The sequence below is a fragment of the Ferrovibrio sp. genome, from assembly GCF_046297895.1.
In the GTDB taxonomy this organism is placed as follows: Bacteria; Pseudomonadota; Alphaproteobacteria; order Ferrovibrionales; family Ferrovibrionaceae; genus Ferrovibrio.
This window is the reverse complement of sequence record NZ_JBKBHC010000013.1, coordinates 1-13,501: the sequence shown is the minus strand read 5'-3', so window position 1 is coordinate 13,501 and position 13,501 is coordinate 1. Positions and strand designations below refer to the sequence as shown.

Here is a 13,501-nt window from a genome sequence, read left to right as displayed (position 1 = left end):
CGACTCAGGCCGCCTTGGCCAATTTGGGCACGCCGAACAGCATGCCCTGGCCGAGCGGAAAATCGAGATCGGCCAGCTTGAGCAGCTCCTGCTCGCTTTCCACCTTGCCCAGCACCGGCACCAGGTTGTGGCGCTTGCAGATTTCGGGAAGGTCGGCCAGGTCGATGGGCGACTTGGCGATTGCCGCCGCATCGGAGAACACGGCGGCATCGAATTTCACGAAGCGCACGCCGCTGCGGGCCAGCAGGGCGAAATCGACATCGAAGCGGTCGATGCCATCCACCGAAAGGGCGAAGCCCAGCGCGGCGAGGCGACTGAGCCGGTACATGCCGGCGCGATCCAGCCTGGCGATGCCCGCATGGCCGAATTCCAGCACGATATTGGCGGCATGCTCGCGTTCGCGCTGCAGGAAATCGTAGAGCGGGTTGAAGGTTTCGATCTTGGCCAGCATGGCGGGCGAAAGATTGAGGAAAAAGCCGGCATCCTTCGCGCGCTGTTCGAGCTTGCGCACGAGTTGCACGCTGCGCAGCAGCATCAGGGCATCGAATTCGGCACGCAGGCCCGCCGCGTCGAGCGCATCGAGGCATTCGGCGGCCTGGTAGGTCTGGCCTTCCGAACCACGCGGGCGGGCCAGCAGCTCGAAGAAGCGGATGCGGCGCTGCGGCAGGCTGACGATGGGCTGGATATGCAGTTCGACGCGATTGTTGTTGAGTGCGTCGCGCACCGCTTCCAGCAGACTGCCGTCGTCGACCGGCTCGGGCGCGTCGCGCGGGACCAGGCGGGGCTCGCGCATGGGTTCATTGGCGGCGGCGGACGGCATCGCCAGGGCCGGCGGCGGAATCTCGCCACGCATCAGCATCAGTTCGTCGGTCAGGCCGTCGATCTCGGCGATCAGCCGGGTCTGCAGGCGGCGGCGGGCCCAGCGTTCGCGGATCGCCCAGAACAGCAGCAGCAGCGCCAGCGCGATCAGGCCAGGATGCTGGCCGGCCAGCGGAGGCAGCAGGCGGGTCAGGCTGACGCCAGCGACCAGCGCGACCAGGGACAGGGCGGCGAAGGTGAGCAATCCGGGCAGGGTGGGCATGCAGGCGGCCTCCATCGGCGTCCCGCGCGGCTAGGCTCTGGTCGGGACGCATGGCAACGCTATAGTTAAGCAAATGCCGCCTTAACGGAGGGTGAATCCATGGCTGCCCACATAAAAGCCCTGCCCGATCAAAGCGCTATTGCCCGCCGCGCCCTGCTGGCCCTGCTGGGCGGCGGCCTGGCGCTGGCCGCCCTGAGCCCCCGCCTCGCCTTCGGACAGACTGGAAAGACCATGACCGCGCATGATTTCAGCTTCACCTCCATCGACGGCCAACCGCTGCCGATGAGCCAGTTCAGGGGCAAGGCCGTGCTGGTGGTCAACACCGCCTCGCAATGCGGCTACACCCCGCAATATGCCGACCTGCAGAAACTGTGGGCCGGCTATCGCGAGCGCGGACTGGTGGTGCTGGGCGTACCGTCCAACGACTTCAACCAGGAGCGCGGCTCGGCCAGGGAGATCAAGGAATTCTGCGAGGTGAATTTCGAGGTCGATTTCCCGCTCACCGACAAGGCCAAGGTGACCGGTGCCGATGCCCATCCGCTGTATCGCTGGATCGCCGGCCACAAGGGCGAGGACGCCCTGCCGAAGTGGAATTTCCACAAGATCCTGATCGGGCCGGATGGCGCGGTGGTTGCCGTGTTCCCCACCCGGGTGCGGCCGACCGCGCCAGAGGTGGTGAGCGCCATCGAGACGGCGCTGAAAGCGCCGCGCACCTAGCGGACGACCTTAAGCGAAATCGCGCCAGCCGCTGAGCACGCGGCCCGCCGCCGTCAGCCAGCATAGCGCGCCGAAAATCCAGGCCAGAACCGGAAACCAGCCGGGCTGCGCCAGGCACAGCGCAAAGAACAGGATCGTCTCGCTGCCCTCGGTGAGCCCGCCGAGATGGTAGAAACTCTTTCGGCCGCGCTTTTCCGTCACCTGCCCGCGCTTGGCGGCGATGATGGCATAGGCGAGGAAGCTGGACGCCGTGGCCATGAAGGCGGCCAGCAGGAAGGCGGCCGGCAACGCGGCGCTGGCCGGATCGCGCCAGGCGAAGGCGAAGGCCAGCAGAGCATAGACGGAAAAATCCAGCACGATATCAAGCAGGCCACCGCGATCCGTGGCGCCGTTCAGCCGCGCCAACGCGCCGTCCAGGCCATCGGCCAAGCGGTTGAGCAGGAACAGGCCCAGCGCCGGCACGGCATGATCCAGCGCCAGCGCCAGCGCCGCCGCCAGGCCCAAGCCAAAGCCGCCCAGCGTGACGGCATCGGGATGCCAGCGCAGGCGGCGCGCCAGGCCCTGCAGCGGCGGATCGATCAGCGGCCGAAGGTAGGGATCGAGCATGGCCCATGATATAGTCCCGCGCCATGCGAGGAGTCGACCATGACGATTGACAGCCAGGAGCAGCTCGAACGCCTGATCCGCGTGGGCGGCGTGGTGGCCGCGGTCTGCCGCCTGATGGGCAGCAGGCTGGAACCGGGCATGACCACCAGGGAACTCGACGAGATCGGCCGCGCCGCGCTGGAGCTTGAAGGTTGCCGCTCGGCGCCGCAGCTCATGTACGACTTTCCCGGCGCCACCTGCATCAGCATCAACCACGCTGTGGCCCATGGCATCCCCGACGACACCCGCATCCAGCCCGGCGACATGGTGAATATCGACGTTTCGGCCGAGCGCGAGGGCGTGTTCGCCGATACCGGCGCCAGCTTCATCGTGCCGCCGGTGCGGCCCGAGCAGGAGCATCTGTGCCAGACCACGCGCAAGGCGCTGAACCGCGCCGTGCAGGCGGTGCGCACCGGGCAGAAGCTGAATGCCATCGGCCGCGCCATCGAGCAGACGGCAAGCCATCACGGCTATACCGTGATCCGCAACCTGGGCAGCCACGGCGTGGGCCATTCCCTGCACGAGGAGCCGGGCTTCATCCCCGGCTTCTACGATCCGCGCGACAAGCGCGTGATGCAGGAAGGCATGGTCTTCACCATCGAACCGTTCCTGTCCACCGGCGCTGAGCATGCCGACGACCATGACGACGGCTGGACGCTGATCACCGAGCCCGGCATTTTGACGGCGCAGTACGAGCATACGCTGGTGGTGACCAAGCGCGGCCCGATCGTGGTCACGCTTTGAGTCTGCCGCCTTGAACTACCGCCACGCCTTCCATGCCGGCAATGTCGGCGACGTGCTGAAGCATGTCGTGCTGCTGGAACTGCTGCATGCGCTGCACCGCAAGCCCAGTCCGGTGCATCTGCTGGATACCCATGCCGGCATCGGCGTCTATGACCTGGCATCCGACGAGGCGCAGCGCGGCGGGGAATACCGTTTTGGCATCGGCGCGGTGCTGGCCGATCCGGCGGCCCAGCGCGTGCTGGCGCGCTATGTGGCGGCGTTGCGGGCGCTGAATCCCGATCTGGCGCCGGGCGGCGCGGGCCTGCGGCGCTACCCCGGCTCGCCCTGGCTGCTGAAGCAGGGCCTGCGCGAGCAGGATCGGCTGACGCTGTGCGAACTGCATCCGCAGGACGCCGAGACGCTCAAGGCAAATATCGGCCGCGATCCGCGCGTCGCGGTCCATCACCGCGACGGCTTTGCCGCCCTGAAGGCCCTGCTGCCGCCCACCCCGCGCCGCGGTCTGGCACTGATCGATCCGGCCTATGAGGCGAAGGACGAATTCGTGGTCCTGACCAAGGCCGTGCTGGCCGGGCTGCAGCGCTGGCCGGTCGGGCAGTTCGCCATCTGGTATCCGATCAAGGAGCAGAAGACGGTGGATGCCTGGAAGACCGAGCTGGCAAGGCAGGCGCAGACGGAAACCATCGCCGTGGAACTGACCATCCGCGCCGCGAAAAATGCCAGGCAGATGAATGGCAGCGGCCTGCTGCTGATCAATCCGCCCTGGCAGATCGAACAGACGCTGCAGCCGATGCTGGATTTCCTGAAAGGCCGTCTGGTGCGCGAACCGGGCGGCGGTGCGCGGATTCAGACTCTGGTGAAGGCGGCCTGACCGGGGTCAGTGGATCGTGCCCGAGGGCGGCAGATCGTCGTCATCGTCCTCGAAATCGTCCTCGTCCTCGAGATCGTCCTCGGGCTCGGGATCGTCGTTGCTGGCCTGCCCCTGCGGCGGTGTGGCGACCGGGCCGGCCTGATGATGACTGAGTTTCCAGCCCCTGCCCTCGCGCACGAAGATGTTGGAGGCGATCAGGTACTGATCCTCGACGCGCTCGAAACACATCACCAGGGCCACATCGCCCCATAGCGTGACGCGCGGGCCAGTCATCTGCAAAGCCGGCTGCGACGGATTGGCCAGAATGCGGCGCCAGCCTTCCAGCACGGCCTCACGCCCCATCAGCGGCGGCCAGCCGGGATGGATGCAGCAAACCGGCGCCGACTTCGCCCAGATCGCCGACATGGCGTCGATATCGCGGCTGGCGAAGGCGCGATAGAAGGCGGCGTTGGCATCCAGCAGGGCGGTTTCGTCGTCGGGCGGCAGGCTTGGCATGCCGTCACTCTAGGGCCGGCCGGGCATTCTGTGTAGCCTCTTGCCGTTATCGCGGCGGAATGCTTTACCTGCGCCATGCCCGCCACGCCCGCTGCCGATCCGTCCCCTGGCCCCGCCTTTTCCGTCCTGATGGTCTGTACCGGCAATATCTGCCGTTCGCCCACAGCCGATGGATTGCTGCGCCACCGGCTGCGTGAGGCCGGCCTGCACGAGCGCGTGCTGGTGGATTCCGCCGGCACCCATGGCTATCACGTGGGCGAACCGCCGGACCGGCGCAGCGCCGCCAAGGCGCGATCCTATGGCGTGGAGATCGGCATGTTGCGGGCCCGGCAGGTGGAAGCCACGGATTTCCGGCGTTTCGACCTGATCCTGGCCATGGACCAGGGCCACCACGACATTCTGCTGCAACGCTGCCCGCCGCCGCATCGCGGCAAGGTGAAGCTTTATCTCGACTACGCGCCGCAATTCGGCCGCGAGGTGCCAGACCCCTATTACGGCAACGAGGACGGCTTCGAGACCGTGTGGCGCATGTGCGATGCGGTCAGCGCCGCCCTGGTGGACGAAATCCGCCGCCGCATCGCCAGCTGAGCGCGCTCAGCCCCGGTTTCAGCCCCCTGTTTTCAGCCTGCCTTGCCGCAATAGGCTTCGATGCGGTAGCCGTCCGGGTCGATCACGAAGGCGGCGTAGTAGTTCGGGTCGTAATCGACACGCAGGCCGGGCTTGCCGTTGTCGCGCCCGCCCTGTTTGAGTGCGGCGGCATGAAAGGCATCGACGCTCTGGCGGCTGGGGGCATCGAAGCAGAAATGCAGGCCCGATTTCATGTCGGCCGGCACCGGGCTGTCGCTGGGGCTGATCCAAAACGCCACGGCGCCCTTGCCATAACCGAGCGAGGTTTCGCCCTCGCTGAGGCAGGCATAACCGAGCGGTTTCAGGACGGCGTCGTAGAAGGCCTTGGTTTTCGTCAGGTTGCGCACGCCGATTGATACATGGTTGATCATCACTCGTCTCCTGTTGCTGCCGCCTGTTGCCGGGGTGGTGGCGGCAGGCGGCGATCCTGCCGTGATCGGCCATTCCGGCGCTTGGGGAAAATTGCTATTCTACCGGCATGCCGGTTATCGACTCCCCATCCGGATCGCAGGCGAGCGACAAGATGTCTGCCCGCGAGATCGCGCGCGGCGAGGGCTGGCAGGTGAGCGAATTCGTCTGCCGCTTCGGACCGCAGGACAAAAGCTTCGAGGAACAGCACGCCGATTTCGCCATCTCGGCGGTGCTGGCCGGTTCGTTCCATTATCGCTGCGGTTCAGGCCAGGCGCTGCTGCATCCGGGTGCATTCCTGCTCGGCAATGCCGGCACATGCTTTGAATGCGGCCACGACCACAGCACCGGCGACCGCTGCATGGCCTTCCATTTATCGGCCCCATTGTTCGAGGAAATCGCCGCTGGCGCGGCGGGCTCGTACCGCTATCGCTTCGCGGCGCCGATGCTGCCGGCGCAGCCCGCGCTGACCGCGCTGCTGGTGGATATCGAAACCCTGGCCGACGCGGACAGGAACATGGCGGCGGAGGATCTGTGCCTGCGGCTGGCGGAGACCGTGCTGGCCACGACTGCCGACGGGCCGGGCCGCAGCGGCGCCCCCTCCGCGTCCGAGCGGCGCCGGATCGGCAACGCACTGCGCCATATCGAAATGCAGGCCGAGCGCGCGCTCGACCTGGCTGAACTGGCCGGCATCGCCTGCATGAGCAAATATCATTTCCTGCGCAGCTTCCGCCGCGTGGTGGGCAGCACGCCGTATCAGTATCTGCTGGGCCTGCGCCTGCGCCGGGCGGCCATCCGGCTGGCGGCCACGGCCGATCCGGTGGCCAGCGTGGCCTATGAATGTGGTTTCGGCGACCTCTCCACCTTCAACCACCGCTTCCGGCGGCAATTCGGCAGCAGCCCCAGCACATTCCGCCGTAGACGGAGCAATTAAAAACACCTACTGGGCGAATATTGTTTTGGCAGTTACGTTTCTGAATAGTAACTTTCGCATTCAACCGCCGCAGCGTATCGCTGAGTGGTCATTGTCACGACACGGACCCGATCACGATGCGCTTTTTCATTCCCATCCTGGCCCTGATGCTTGCCCTGGCTGCACCGATAGCCGGCGCGCAGACGACCAAAGAGCAGCCCAGCCGGGCCGAGGTGATCGAGGCCTGCATGAAGGAGGCCCAGGCCTCCAACAGGCCGGGCCAGAAAAACACCATGACGCCGATGCAGCGGCGGACGGCGGAAGAACAATGTCGGGCCCGCGCCGAAGCGGCCGAACACAGCGCCGCGGGAACCAAGAAGTAAGCACATAATCTGCCTGCTGAGGACTGCCGCTTGAACCACTACCCGGGCGAGAGCAGGCCCGGCCAGTTTCTTTGAAAACGTCTGGTGCAAGCCGTCGGTCGGTCGCCTATAGTCCCGCGTCCCTGATGCGCGAGATTTAAGGATCGACGTTATGAATCCTTCTGCCGCCGTTGGTGTCGCCCTTCTGCTCTGCGCCCTCGGCGGGCCGGCGCTGGCCAGCGATGCCGCGAAAAAACAAAAAACCATTGGCGAGCTGATCGAAGCCTGCATGCAGCAGGTGGAGCGCGGCCATACCGCCGGTCGCAAGATGACCCCGCAGCAGCGCATGACGGCGGAAGCGCAATGCCGCGCCCGCGCCGAAAGCGAAACGGTTCAGAAGAACAGCTAGCCCTGAAGGGCTGAGGGTTTCGGTCCGCCTGTGGCCCAGTCGAGCAGCTGCACGGTGTGCAGCACCGGCATGGCGCGGCCGGCCTCGGCTTCCAGTCCGCCGGCGATCTGCACAAGACAGCCGATATTGCCCGCCGCCACGGCCTGCGCGCCGGTGCCGGCGATGTTTCTCGCCTTGCGCGCACGCAGCTGCAGCGCCAGTTCGGGCTGCAGCAGGTTATAGGTGCCGGCCGAGCCGCAGCACAGATGCGCCTCGGGCACGTCGCGCACATCGAAGCCGGCCTTTGCCAATAGCTGCTTCGGCAGCGCGGTGATCTTCTGGCCGTGCTGCAGCGAACAGGCGGAATGATAGGCCACGCTCAAGCCGCGCTCCTCGCCCTGCGGCTTCAGGTCCAGCTTCGCCAGCACTTCGGTCACGTCCTTTGCCAATGCCGCGATGGTGGCGGCGCGGTCGGCCCAGTCCGGGTCGGTGCGCAGCATGAAGCCGTAATCTTTCACCGTGGTGCCGCAGCCTGAGGCGTTGATCACCACGGCATCCAGCCCTTCGCCTTGGTATTCGCGATGCCAGGCGGCGATGTTGGCCTTCGCCTTCTCCAGCGCGTCGTGTTCCCTGCCCATGTGATGGGTCAGCGCGCCGCAGCAGCCCGCACCATCGGCGATCACCACGTCGCAGCCATGCCGGTTCAGCAGCCGTATGGTGGCGGCATTGATCTCGGGGTCGAGCACCTTCTGGGCGCAGCCCGTCATCAGCGCGACCCGCATCCTGCGTTCGCCCTGGGCGGGGAATACCTGCGGCCGCTCGATGGCGGCATCCATCGCCGGCAGGGATTTCGGCGCCAGCGCCACCATGGCCTTCAGCCGCCCGGGCAGCAGGAAGCGGAACGGCCGTGCCAGCCTTGCCCCCAGCAGACTGAGGCGGAACAGTTTCGGACTGGGCAGCAGCCAAGCCAGCAATCCGCGCAGAACGCGATCCGCCAACGGGCGTTTATAGGTTTTTTCGATATGGGCGCGGGCATGGTCGACCAGATGCATGTAATGCACGCTGCTCGGGCAGGTGGTCATGCACGAGAGGCATGACAGGCAGCGGTCGACATGGCGCACGGTCTCTTCCGTGGCGGCCTGATCGCCTTCCAGCATCTGCTTGATCAGATAGATGCGGCCGCGCGGGCTGTCGCGCTCATCGCCCAGCAGCACATAGGTCGGACAGGTGGCGGTGCAGAAGCCACAATGCACGCATTTGCGCAGGATGTCGTTGGCGGCGGCGATGCCCGGATCGGCGAGCTGCGCGAGGGTGAAGGAGGTTTGCATGATGCTAAACTGCTAGGTCCTGAAATTTATCAACACTCTGTCGCGTCTCGAACCCCGGCTTTTTGTCAACAATCAAGCAAAGCCCGTTATACAGCTCCCCATAGATTGACTGCTCTACATATATTCGCATTGCTCGGTTATCATCATCAACCAAGCTCGCCTCTTTGAGTAATTTTTGAAAGCTCTCGATAATTTTATTCACAAGGACATACTTTTGATCATCACGCTCTATTGCAAACTTCATCATCTCAGAATCTTCACTGAGTAATTTAATCGCCCTCCTTACCGGAGCTTCTCTGTCTCCTCCCTCAAGATATGCCGTACGACTTTTTTCAACCTTCTTTCGCTGATCATCCAGCAGGTTGTCGCGAGCCTTTTCCAATAACCTTAAAACCGAAAATTGAATATCTGCCTGCACGAGATGCATGAAATCGATGAACGCGGATCGCCCCATATATATCGCTTGCCGTTCAACATCCTTCTGCGTTCGCCGCAACTCATCCCCTTGTTGCATATAGCCGAGGACCAACCAAAGAAAAGCCAATGGGGCAAAAATGCCTGCAAAGAAGTCACCCATTTCATTAGGCGGCAGGCACCAAAATTTTCGCCACGCCCCAAATGTGAGGGCAATAATCAACCAGCCAAGAGAAATACCGACACCCCATTTGAAATATCCACCTAGCTTTTCCATCATCTCACGCCCCCACCACCATGCGGCCCGGATTGAGGATGTTTGCCGGATCGAAGCTCTCCTTCACACGGCGGCTGAGCGCGGCCAGCGCCTCAGGCTGCGGCTGGAACACGTCGACGGACGCGCGCACACTCTGCTCGGCGCGGATCAGCGTGGCATGGCCGCCGCCATGGGCAGCGACCGCCGCGCGCACCAGTTTCACATGGGCATCCGGCGCCGGCGGCAGGCTGAGCCAGACCAGCCCACCGGCCCAGTCGTAGAAGAAGGCCGCATCGGGCTGGGCCGCACGGATTGCCGCCGTCACCTTTGCGCCATCCATCGGCGCCACCGAGAGCCGCCACAGCACGCGCTCCTGCGGCAGGATGAAGGCGGCGGCATCGCGGATCTCGCGCCACAGCCAGGCCGAATTCATCGAATGCAATTCTTCCAGCGGGCCGAAGGATTGCAGCAGCGCGCGCAGAGCCTCGCAGCGCGCCTTCACCGAGATGTCGGTCCCCTCGACGCGGATGGCCGTCACCGCCATGCCGGCTTTCGCCACATAGGCGACGCCGGACAATGCGGCGATGTCTGGCGGCAAATGGGCCAGGCCGGCCACCTCGTGCGGCGAACAGGCGGCGGCGGCCATCGCCTGCGCGGCCTTCGCGTCGTCGAGGCCGAAAACCAGCACTGTACGGGTCTTTTCGGGTGCGGGCAGCACCTTCAGCGTGACTTCCGCGAGCGCGGCCAGCGTGCCGTAGGACCCGCAGAGCAGCTTCGGCAGGTCGTAGCCGGTGACGTTCTTCACGACTTTCGCGCCGGCCTTGAAGATTTCGCCGCGGCCCGATACCGCCGTGAATCCGAGCAGGTGGTCGCGGATGGCGCCGGCCTTGAAGCGGCGCGGGCCGGCCAGATTGCAGCCGATGGCACCGCCGATGGTGCCGCGTCCGGCAGGATGGCCCCAGAGCGGGCCATAATCGGGCGGCTCGAAGGCCAGCATCTGGTTCGAGGCGGCCAGCAGCTTTTCGACATCGCTCACCAGTGAACCAGGGCGCAGGGTGAGCACCAGTTCGGCTGGCTCGTAATCCAGCACGCCGCTGAGGCGGCTGAGATCCAGCGCATATTCGGCCTGCCTGTTATCGAGATGGGCCGCACGGCCGAGGCCGGCCTTGCTGCGATGGCCATGCAGGATCAGCGGCCTGCCCTCGGCGGCGGCCCAGCGGATGGCATCGGCCACATCGGTGATGCCGGCGGGGATGAAGGTCTCGGGCATGGCGTTCAGAACCGCGGCAGGTCGGGGAAGGCAAGCTGGCCCTTGTGCACATGCATGCGGCCCAGTTCGGCGCAGCGATGCAGCACGGGGAACACCTTGCCCGGATTGAGGCGATGATTAGGGTCGAAGGCGCATTTCACCCGCATCTGCTGGGCAAGGTCGTCCTCGGAGAACATCGCCGGCATCAGGTCGCGCTTCTCGATGCCGACGCCATGCTCGCCGGTCAGGACGCCGCCGACCTCGACGCAGAGTCGCAGGATATCGGCGCCGAATTCCTCGGCGCGTTCCAGTTCGCCCGGATTGTTGGCATCGTAGAGGATCAGCGGATGCAGATTGCCGTCGCCGGCATGGAACACGTTGGCGACGCGCAGCCTGTGCTTCTCCGACAGCCCCTGCATGCGGGTGAGCACCTCGGGCAGCTTCTTGCGCGGGATGGTGCCGTCCATGCAGAGGTAATCGGGCGAGATGCGGCCCACAGCCGGGAAGGCCGCCTTGCGGCCGGCCCAGAAATTCAGCCGTTCGTCCTCGTTCTGCGACACCCGGAGATAGACCGAGCCGCAGCTTTCCGCGATGGCCTTCACGCGGGCCAGCAGGTCGTCAACCTCGGCCGGCGGGCCGTCGAGCTCGATGATCAGCAGGGCCTCCACGTCGCGCGGATAGCCGGCCTGCACGAAATCCTCGGCTGCGTGGATGGCGGGCCGGTCCATCATCTCCATGCCACCGGGAATGATGCCGCTGGCGATCACCTTGGCCACGCAGTCGCCGGCGGATTCCGATGACGGGAAACCGGCCAGCAGCGCACGTTGCGTGGCGGGCTTGGGCAGGATGCGCACGGTGACCTCGGTGATCACGCCAAGCAGGCCCTCCGAGCCGCAGACGATGCCCATCAGATCGTAGCCTTCCGCATCCAGATGCTTGCCGCCCAGGCGCACGATGTCGCCGTTCATCAGCACCATCTCGACGCCCAGGATGTTGTTGGTGGTGAGGCCGTATTTCAGGCAATGCACGCCGCCGGAATTCTCCGCCACGTTGCCGCCGATGGTGCAGGCGATCTGACTGGAGGGATCCGGCGCATAGTAGAAGCCGCGATGCTCCACCGCGCGGGTAATGCCCAGATTGGTGACACCGGGTTGCACCACGGCGCAGCGGTTGTCCCAATCGATATCGAGCACCCGATTGAACTTGCCAAGGCCAAGCAGCACGCCATCGGCCAGGGGCAGCGCGCCGCCCGACAGCGAGGTGCCGGCGCCGCGCGGCACCACCTTCACGTTGCGCGCGTTGCACAGTTTCAGCACTTCGGAGACCTGCTGCGTGTTGCCGGGCAGCACGGCCACGAGGGGAAGTTGGCGATAGGCGGTGAGCCCGTCACATTCGAAGGCACGCAGGGATGTTTCGTCAGCGATCACGCCCTCGCCCGGCACGATGCGCCGCAACTCGGCGATCAGCTCCAGCCGCTGGGCGATGATCTCGGGTTCGGGCGCGGGCATCAGCATGGCTCAGTCCTTCACTGTAGTCTCTTGCGCCGCGGCGCCATGGCGGGCGGCGGCGGCAAAGATGTGATCGCGCGCGGCGCGCGCTGCCCCGGCTGCATCGCCGGCCTCGATGGCGGCCAGCAGACGGGCATGTTCGGCCTGCGCGGCGGCCGCGCTGCCGTCATCGCGGGCGGCCCAGGTGAGCGCGCGGGTGGCGGAGAAATGCTGCGCCAGGAAAGCGGCGAACTGCGCCAGATAGGGATTATGCGCCGCCGTGGCGATGGCGGCGTGAAAGGTGTCGTCGGCGGCGGCACCATGTCCGTCGCGGCCCGCCTGCAGCGCCTGCTGCATCTCGGCGAAGGCGGTTTTCAAGGCGGTCAGGTCGGCCGGGTTGCGGCGTCTGGCCGCCAGTTCGGCCATGCCGGCCTCGATCACGGCACGAAGCTCGAAGATGTGGGCCAGATCGGCAGGCGCAATGCGGCCATCGCTTTCCGGCCGCGCGATGCGGAAGTTGGCCAGGCCCGGCTTTGCCGCCACGAAGGCTCCCGCCCCCTGGCGGGTATCGATGAAGCCATCGGCCTTCAAGCGCGCGAAGGCTTCGCGCACGACTGCGCGGCTGACGCCATATTGCTCGACCAGCCGTTTCTCGGTCGGCAAGCGGGCGCCCGGGCGGAACTCGCCGGCCCGAATCGCGGCTGCCAGTCGGCCGGCCAGCATGTCGCTCAGACCCGTCGCGCGCGGCAGGACGGAATCATAATCGGAGCGTTGTGTGGCGTTGGGCATAGGTGATTTGTCAGGTTGTCTGACAAATTGCCGGAAACCGCCCCGGAGTCAAGCCTGTCGAAAACCCCGGAATAGGAAACGGCCCGGCTGCTGTGGCAGCCGGGCCGTCAAACCCGTCAAAGGGCCAGGCGATCCGGCTTTTGAACCGGATCGAGCCGCAGCCCGATGATATTAACCCTGGCGCGCCTTGAAGCGCGGGTTGGTCTTGTTGATCACGTAGACCCGGCCCTTGCGGCGGATCACGCGGCAATCCCGGTGGCGGGTCTTGGCCGACTTCAGCGAATTCACGACCTTCATGATACCTGACCTCAGAAACCGTCTAGCGATGCAAAACAAAACCGGGCGCAGCGTGGCACGCCCGGCGAAAAGTGGCCGGACCTTACCGGCGGCCCCGGACGGAGTCAACCGTAAAACCCGGCGGAAAGCCGGGTTTTAACTCTAGAATTCCTGCCATTCCTCGTCGTCCCCGCCCCTGGCGGCCGCGGCGGGCGCCGGCGCAGGAGTCGCGGCCGGCCTGGCCGGCTCGGCCCTGGCGGCGGGTTTGGACGCGGCTGGTTTTGGCGCGGCTGCGCCAGGCCTGGTCGCGGCCGCCGGCTGCGGGGCCGGCTGGGCCATGCGGGCCTCGCTGCCGAGCTTGAAGAAGCCGACCAGCTCGGCGAGCTGCTGGGCCTGCTGGTTGAGCGACTGCGCCGCCGCCGTGGTCTCCTCCACCAGCGCGGCATTGCGCTGG

The 13,501-nt window shown here is 65.7% G+C and carries 17 protein-coding genes and 1 pseudogene; 7 read left to right on the top strand and 11 right to left on the bottom strand.

Features of this window, described 5'->3' with window-relative positions:
- Window positions 1-4 precede the first annotated feature (4 nt).
- Window positions 5-1,081 (bottom strand): EAL domain-containing protein, encoded by a 1,077-nt coding sequence (locus tag ACK4FK_RS18510; RefSeq protein ID WP_409747090.1) that lies wholly within the window; start codon window positions 1,079-1,081, stop codon window positions 5-7.
- 99 nt (window positions 1,082-1,180) lie between these two features.
- Here ACK4FK_RS18510 and ACK4FK_RS18505 point away from each other — a divergent pair, with 99 nt between their 5' ends.
- Window positions 1,181-1,798, top strand: a complete 618-nt coding sequence (locus ACK4FK_RS18505; protein WP_409747087.1) for a glutathione peroxidase — start codon at window positions 1,181-1,183, stop codon at window positions 1,796-1,798.
- Between the two features lie 9 nt (window positions 1,799-1,807).
- On the opposite strand, the gene ACK4FK_RS18500 is transcribed toward ACK4FK_RS18505, so the two are convergent.
- Complete coding sequence (locus tag ACK4FK_RS18500; protein WP_409747085.1) at window positions 1,808-2,404, bottom strand: CDP-alcohol phosphatidyltransferase family protein; 597 nt, start codon at window positions 2,402-2,404, stop codon at window positions 1,808-1,810.
- A gap of 39 nt (window positions 2,405-2,443) precedes the next feature.
- Here ACK4FK_RS18500 and map point away from each other — a divergent pair, with 39 nt between their 5' ends.
- Together map and ACK4FK_RS18490 are read left to right on the top strand one after the other, a co-directional pair.
- Complete coding sequence (map, locus tag ACK4FK_RS18495; RefSeq protein ID WP_409747082.1) at window positions 2,444-3,187, top strand: type I methionyl aminopeptidase; 744 nt, start codon at window positions 2,444-2,446, stop codon at window positions 3,185-3,187.
- Window positions 3,188-3,197: 10 nt separating this feature from the next.
- On the top strand, window positions 3,198-4,055 hold the full coding sequence (locus ACK4FK_RS18490; RefSeq protein ID WP_409747079.1) for a 23S rRNA (adenine(2030)-N(6))-methyltransferase RlmJ: 858 nt from the start codon (window positions 3,198-3,200) through the stop codon (window positions 4,053-4,055).
- A 6-nt stretch (window positions 4,056-4,061) separates the two neighbouring features.
- On the opposite strand, the gene ACK4FK_RS18485 is transcribed toward ACK4FK_RS18490, so the two are convergent.
- On the bottom strand, window positions 4,062-4,550 hold the full coding sequence (locus tag ACK4FK_RS18485) for a nuclear transport factor 2 family protein (protein ID WP_409747076.1): 489 nt from the start codon (window positions 4,548-4,550) through the stop codon (window positions 4,062-4,064).
- Window positions 4,551-4,625: 75 nt separating this feature from the next.
- Between ACK4FK_RS18485 and ACK4FK_RS18480 the strand changes: the two genes are divergently transcribed.
- Window positions 4,626-5,138, top strand: coding sequence for a low molecular weight protein-tyrosine-phosphatase (locus ACK4FK_RS18480; RefSeq protein ID WP_409747073.1), 513 nt, complete (start codon window positions 4,626-4,628; stop codon window positions 5,136-5,138).
- Between the two features lie 32 nt (window positions 5,139-5,170).
- Here ACK4FK_RS18480 and ACK4FK_RS18475 read toward each other — a convergent pair whose 3' ends face one another.
- Complete coding sequence (locus tag ACK4FK_RS18475; protein WP_409747070.1) at window positions 5,171-5,548, bottom strand: VOC family protein; 378 nt, start codon at window positions 5,546-5,548, stop codon at window positions 5,171-5,173.
- A 152-nt stretch (window positions 5,549-5,700) separates the two neighbouring features.
- Here ACK4FK_RS18475 and ACK4FK_RS18470 point away from each other — a divergent pair, with 152 nt between their 5' ends.
- The 3 genes from ACK4FK_RS18470 (at window position 5,701) to ACK4FK_RS18460 (ending at window position 7,269) form a co-directional block, all read left to right on the top strand.
- Window positions 5,701-6,519: a helix-turn-helix domain-containing protein gene (locus ACK4FK_RS18470; protein WP_409747067.1), complete on the top strand. Its 819-nt coding sequence runs from the start codon at window positions 5,701-5,703 to the stop codon at window positions 6,517-6,519.
- A gap of 116 nt (window positions 6,520-6,635) precedes the next feature.
- Window positions 6,636-6,881, top strand: a complete 246-nt coding sequence (locus ACK4FK_RS18465) for a hypothetical protein (RefSeq protein ID WP_409747064.1) — start codon at window positions 6,636-6,638, stop codon at window positions 6,879-6,881.
- A 151-nt stretch (window positions 6,882-7,032) separates the two neighbouring features.
- A complete protein-coding gene (locus tag ACK4FK_RS18460) occupies window positions 7,033-7,269 on the top strand; it encodes a hypothetical protein (protein WP_409747061.1) in 237 nt (78 codons plus the stop codon).
- On the opposite strand, the gene glcF is transcribed toward ACK4FK_RS18460, so the two are convergent.
- From glcF to ACK4FK_RS18425, 7 genes and pseudogenes are all read right to left on the bottom strand, one after another.
- Window positions 7,266-8,576 (bottom strand): glycolate oxidase subunit GlcF, encoded by a 1,311-nt coding sequence (gene glcF, locus ACK4FK_RS18455; protein ID WP_409747058.1) that lies wholly within the window; start codon window positions 8,574-8,576, stop codon window positions 7,266-7,268. The two genes, ACK4FK_RS18460 and glcF, sit on opposite strands and share 4 nt — an antisense overlap.
- A 4-nt stretch (window positions 8,577-8,580) precedes the next feature.
- On the bottom strand, window positions 8,581-9,270 hold the full coding sequence (locus ACK4FK_RS18450) for a hypothetical protein (protein WP_409747055.1): 690 nt from the start codon (window positions 9,268-9,270) through the stop codon (window positions 8,581-8,583).
- Between the two features lies 1 nt (window position 9,271).
- On the bottom strand, window positions 9,272-10,516 hold the full coding sequence (gene glcE, locus ACK4FK_RS18445; RefSeq protein WP_409747052.1) for a glycolate oxidase subunit GlcE: 1,245 nt from the start codon (window positions 10,514-10,516) through the stop codon (window positions 9,272-9,274).
- Between the two features lie 5 nt (window positions 10,517-10,521).
- The gene (locus tag ACK4FK_RS18440; RefSeq protein ID WP_409747049.1) at window positions 10,522-12,009 is read right to left on the bottom strand and encodes an FAD-linked oxidase C-terminal domain-containing protein; all 1,488 of its coding nucleotides are present in this window, start codon (window positions 12,007-12,009) and stop codon (window positions 10,522-10,524) included.
- A 3-nt stretch (window positions 12,010-12,012) separates the two neighbouring features.
- Window positions 12,013-12,771 carry a FadR/GntR family transcriptional regulator gene (locus tag ACK4FK_RS18435; RefSeq protein WP_409747046.1) on the bottom strand — a complete coding sequence of 253 codons (759 nt, stop codon included), beginning with the start codon at window positions 12,769-12,771 and terminating at the stop codon, window positions 12,013-12,015.
- A 171-nt stretch (window positions 12,772-12,942) separates the two neighbouring features.
- Window positions 12,943-13,068 (bottom strand): type B 50S ribosomal protein L36, encoded by a 126-nt coding sequence (gene ykgO / locus ACK4FK_RS18430; protein ID WP_324220155.1) that lies wholly within the window; start codon window positions 13,066-13,068, stop codon window positions 12,943-12,945.
- A gap of 141 nt (window positions 13,069-13,209) precedes the next feature.
- Window positions 13,210-13,501 (bottom strand): annotated as a pseudogene (locus tag ACK4FK_RS18425) (methyl-accepting chemotaxis protein); the annotation flags it as partial.

Excerpts from the sequence above, each read along its gene's own strand:
- ACK4FK_RS18510 (WP_409747090.1), bottom strand. The coding sequence starts at position 1,081 with ATGCCCACCCTGCCCGGATTGCTCACCTTCGCCGCCCTGTCCCTGGTC.
- ACK4FK_RS18505 (WP_409747087.1), top strand. The coding sequence starts at position 1,181 with ATGGCTGCCCACATAAAAGCCCTGCCCGATCAAAGCGCTATTGCCCGC.
- ACK4FK_RS18500 (WP_409747085.1), bottom strand. The coding sequence starts at position 2,404 with ATGCTCGATCCCTACCTTCGGCCGCTGATCGATCCGCCGCTGCAGGGC.
- map (WP_409747082.1), top strand. The coding sequence starts at position 2,444 with ATGACGATTGACAGCCAGGAGCAGCTCGAACGCCTGATCCGCGTGGGC.
- ACK4FK_RS18485 (WP_409747076.1), bottom strand. The coding sequence starts at position 4,550 with ATGCCAAGCCTGCCGCCCGACGACGAAACCGCCCTGCTGGATGCCAAC.
- ACK4FK_RS18480 (WP_409747073.1), top strand. The coding sequence starts at position 4,626 with ATGCCCGCCACGCCCGCTGCCGATCCGTCCCCTGGCCCCGCCTTTTCC.
- ACK4FK_RS18475 (WP_409747070.1), bottom strand. The coding sequence starts at position 5,548 with ATGATCAACCATGTATCAATCGGCGTGCGCAACCTGACGAAAACCAAG.
- ACK4FK_RS18470 (WP_409747067.1), top strand. The coding sequence starts at position 5,701 with ATGTCTGCCCGCGAGATCGCGCGCGGCGAGGGCTGGCAGGTGAGCGAA.
- ACK4FK_RS18465 (WP_409747064.1), top strand. The coding sequence starts at position 6,636 with ATGCGCTTTTTCATTCCCATCCTGGCCCTGATGCTTGCCCTGGCTGCA.
- ACK4FK_RS18460 (WP_409747061.1), top strand. The coding sequence starts at position 7,033 with ATGAATCCTTCTGCCGCCGTTGGTGTCGCCCTTCTGCTCTGCGCCCTC.
- glcF (WP_409747058.1), bottom strand. The coding sequence starts at position 8,576 with ATGCAAACCTCCTTCACCCTCGCGCAGCTCGCCGATCCGGGCATCGCC.
- ACK4FK_RS18450 (WP_409747055.1), bottom strand. The coding sequence starts at position 9,270 with ATGATGGAAAAGCTAGGTGGATATTTCAAATGGGGTGTCGGTATTTCT.
- glcE (WP_409747052.1), bottom strand. The coding sequence starts at position 10,516 with ATGCCCGAGACCTTCATCCCCGCCGGCATCACCGATGTGGCCGATGCC.
- ACK4FK_RS18440 (WP_409747049.1), bottom strand. The coding sequence starts at position 12,009 with ATGCTGATGCCCGCGCCCGAACCCGAGATCATCGCCCAGCGGCTGGAG.
- ACK4FK_RS18435 (WP_409747046.1), bottom strand. The coding sequence starts at position 12,771 with ATGCCCAACGCCACACAACGCTCCGATTATGATTCCGTCCTGCCGCGC.
- ykgO (WP_324220155.1), bottom strand. The coding sequence starts at position 13,068 with ATGAAGGTCGTGAATTCGCTGAAGTCGGCCAAGACCCGCCACCGGGAT.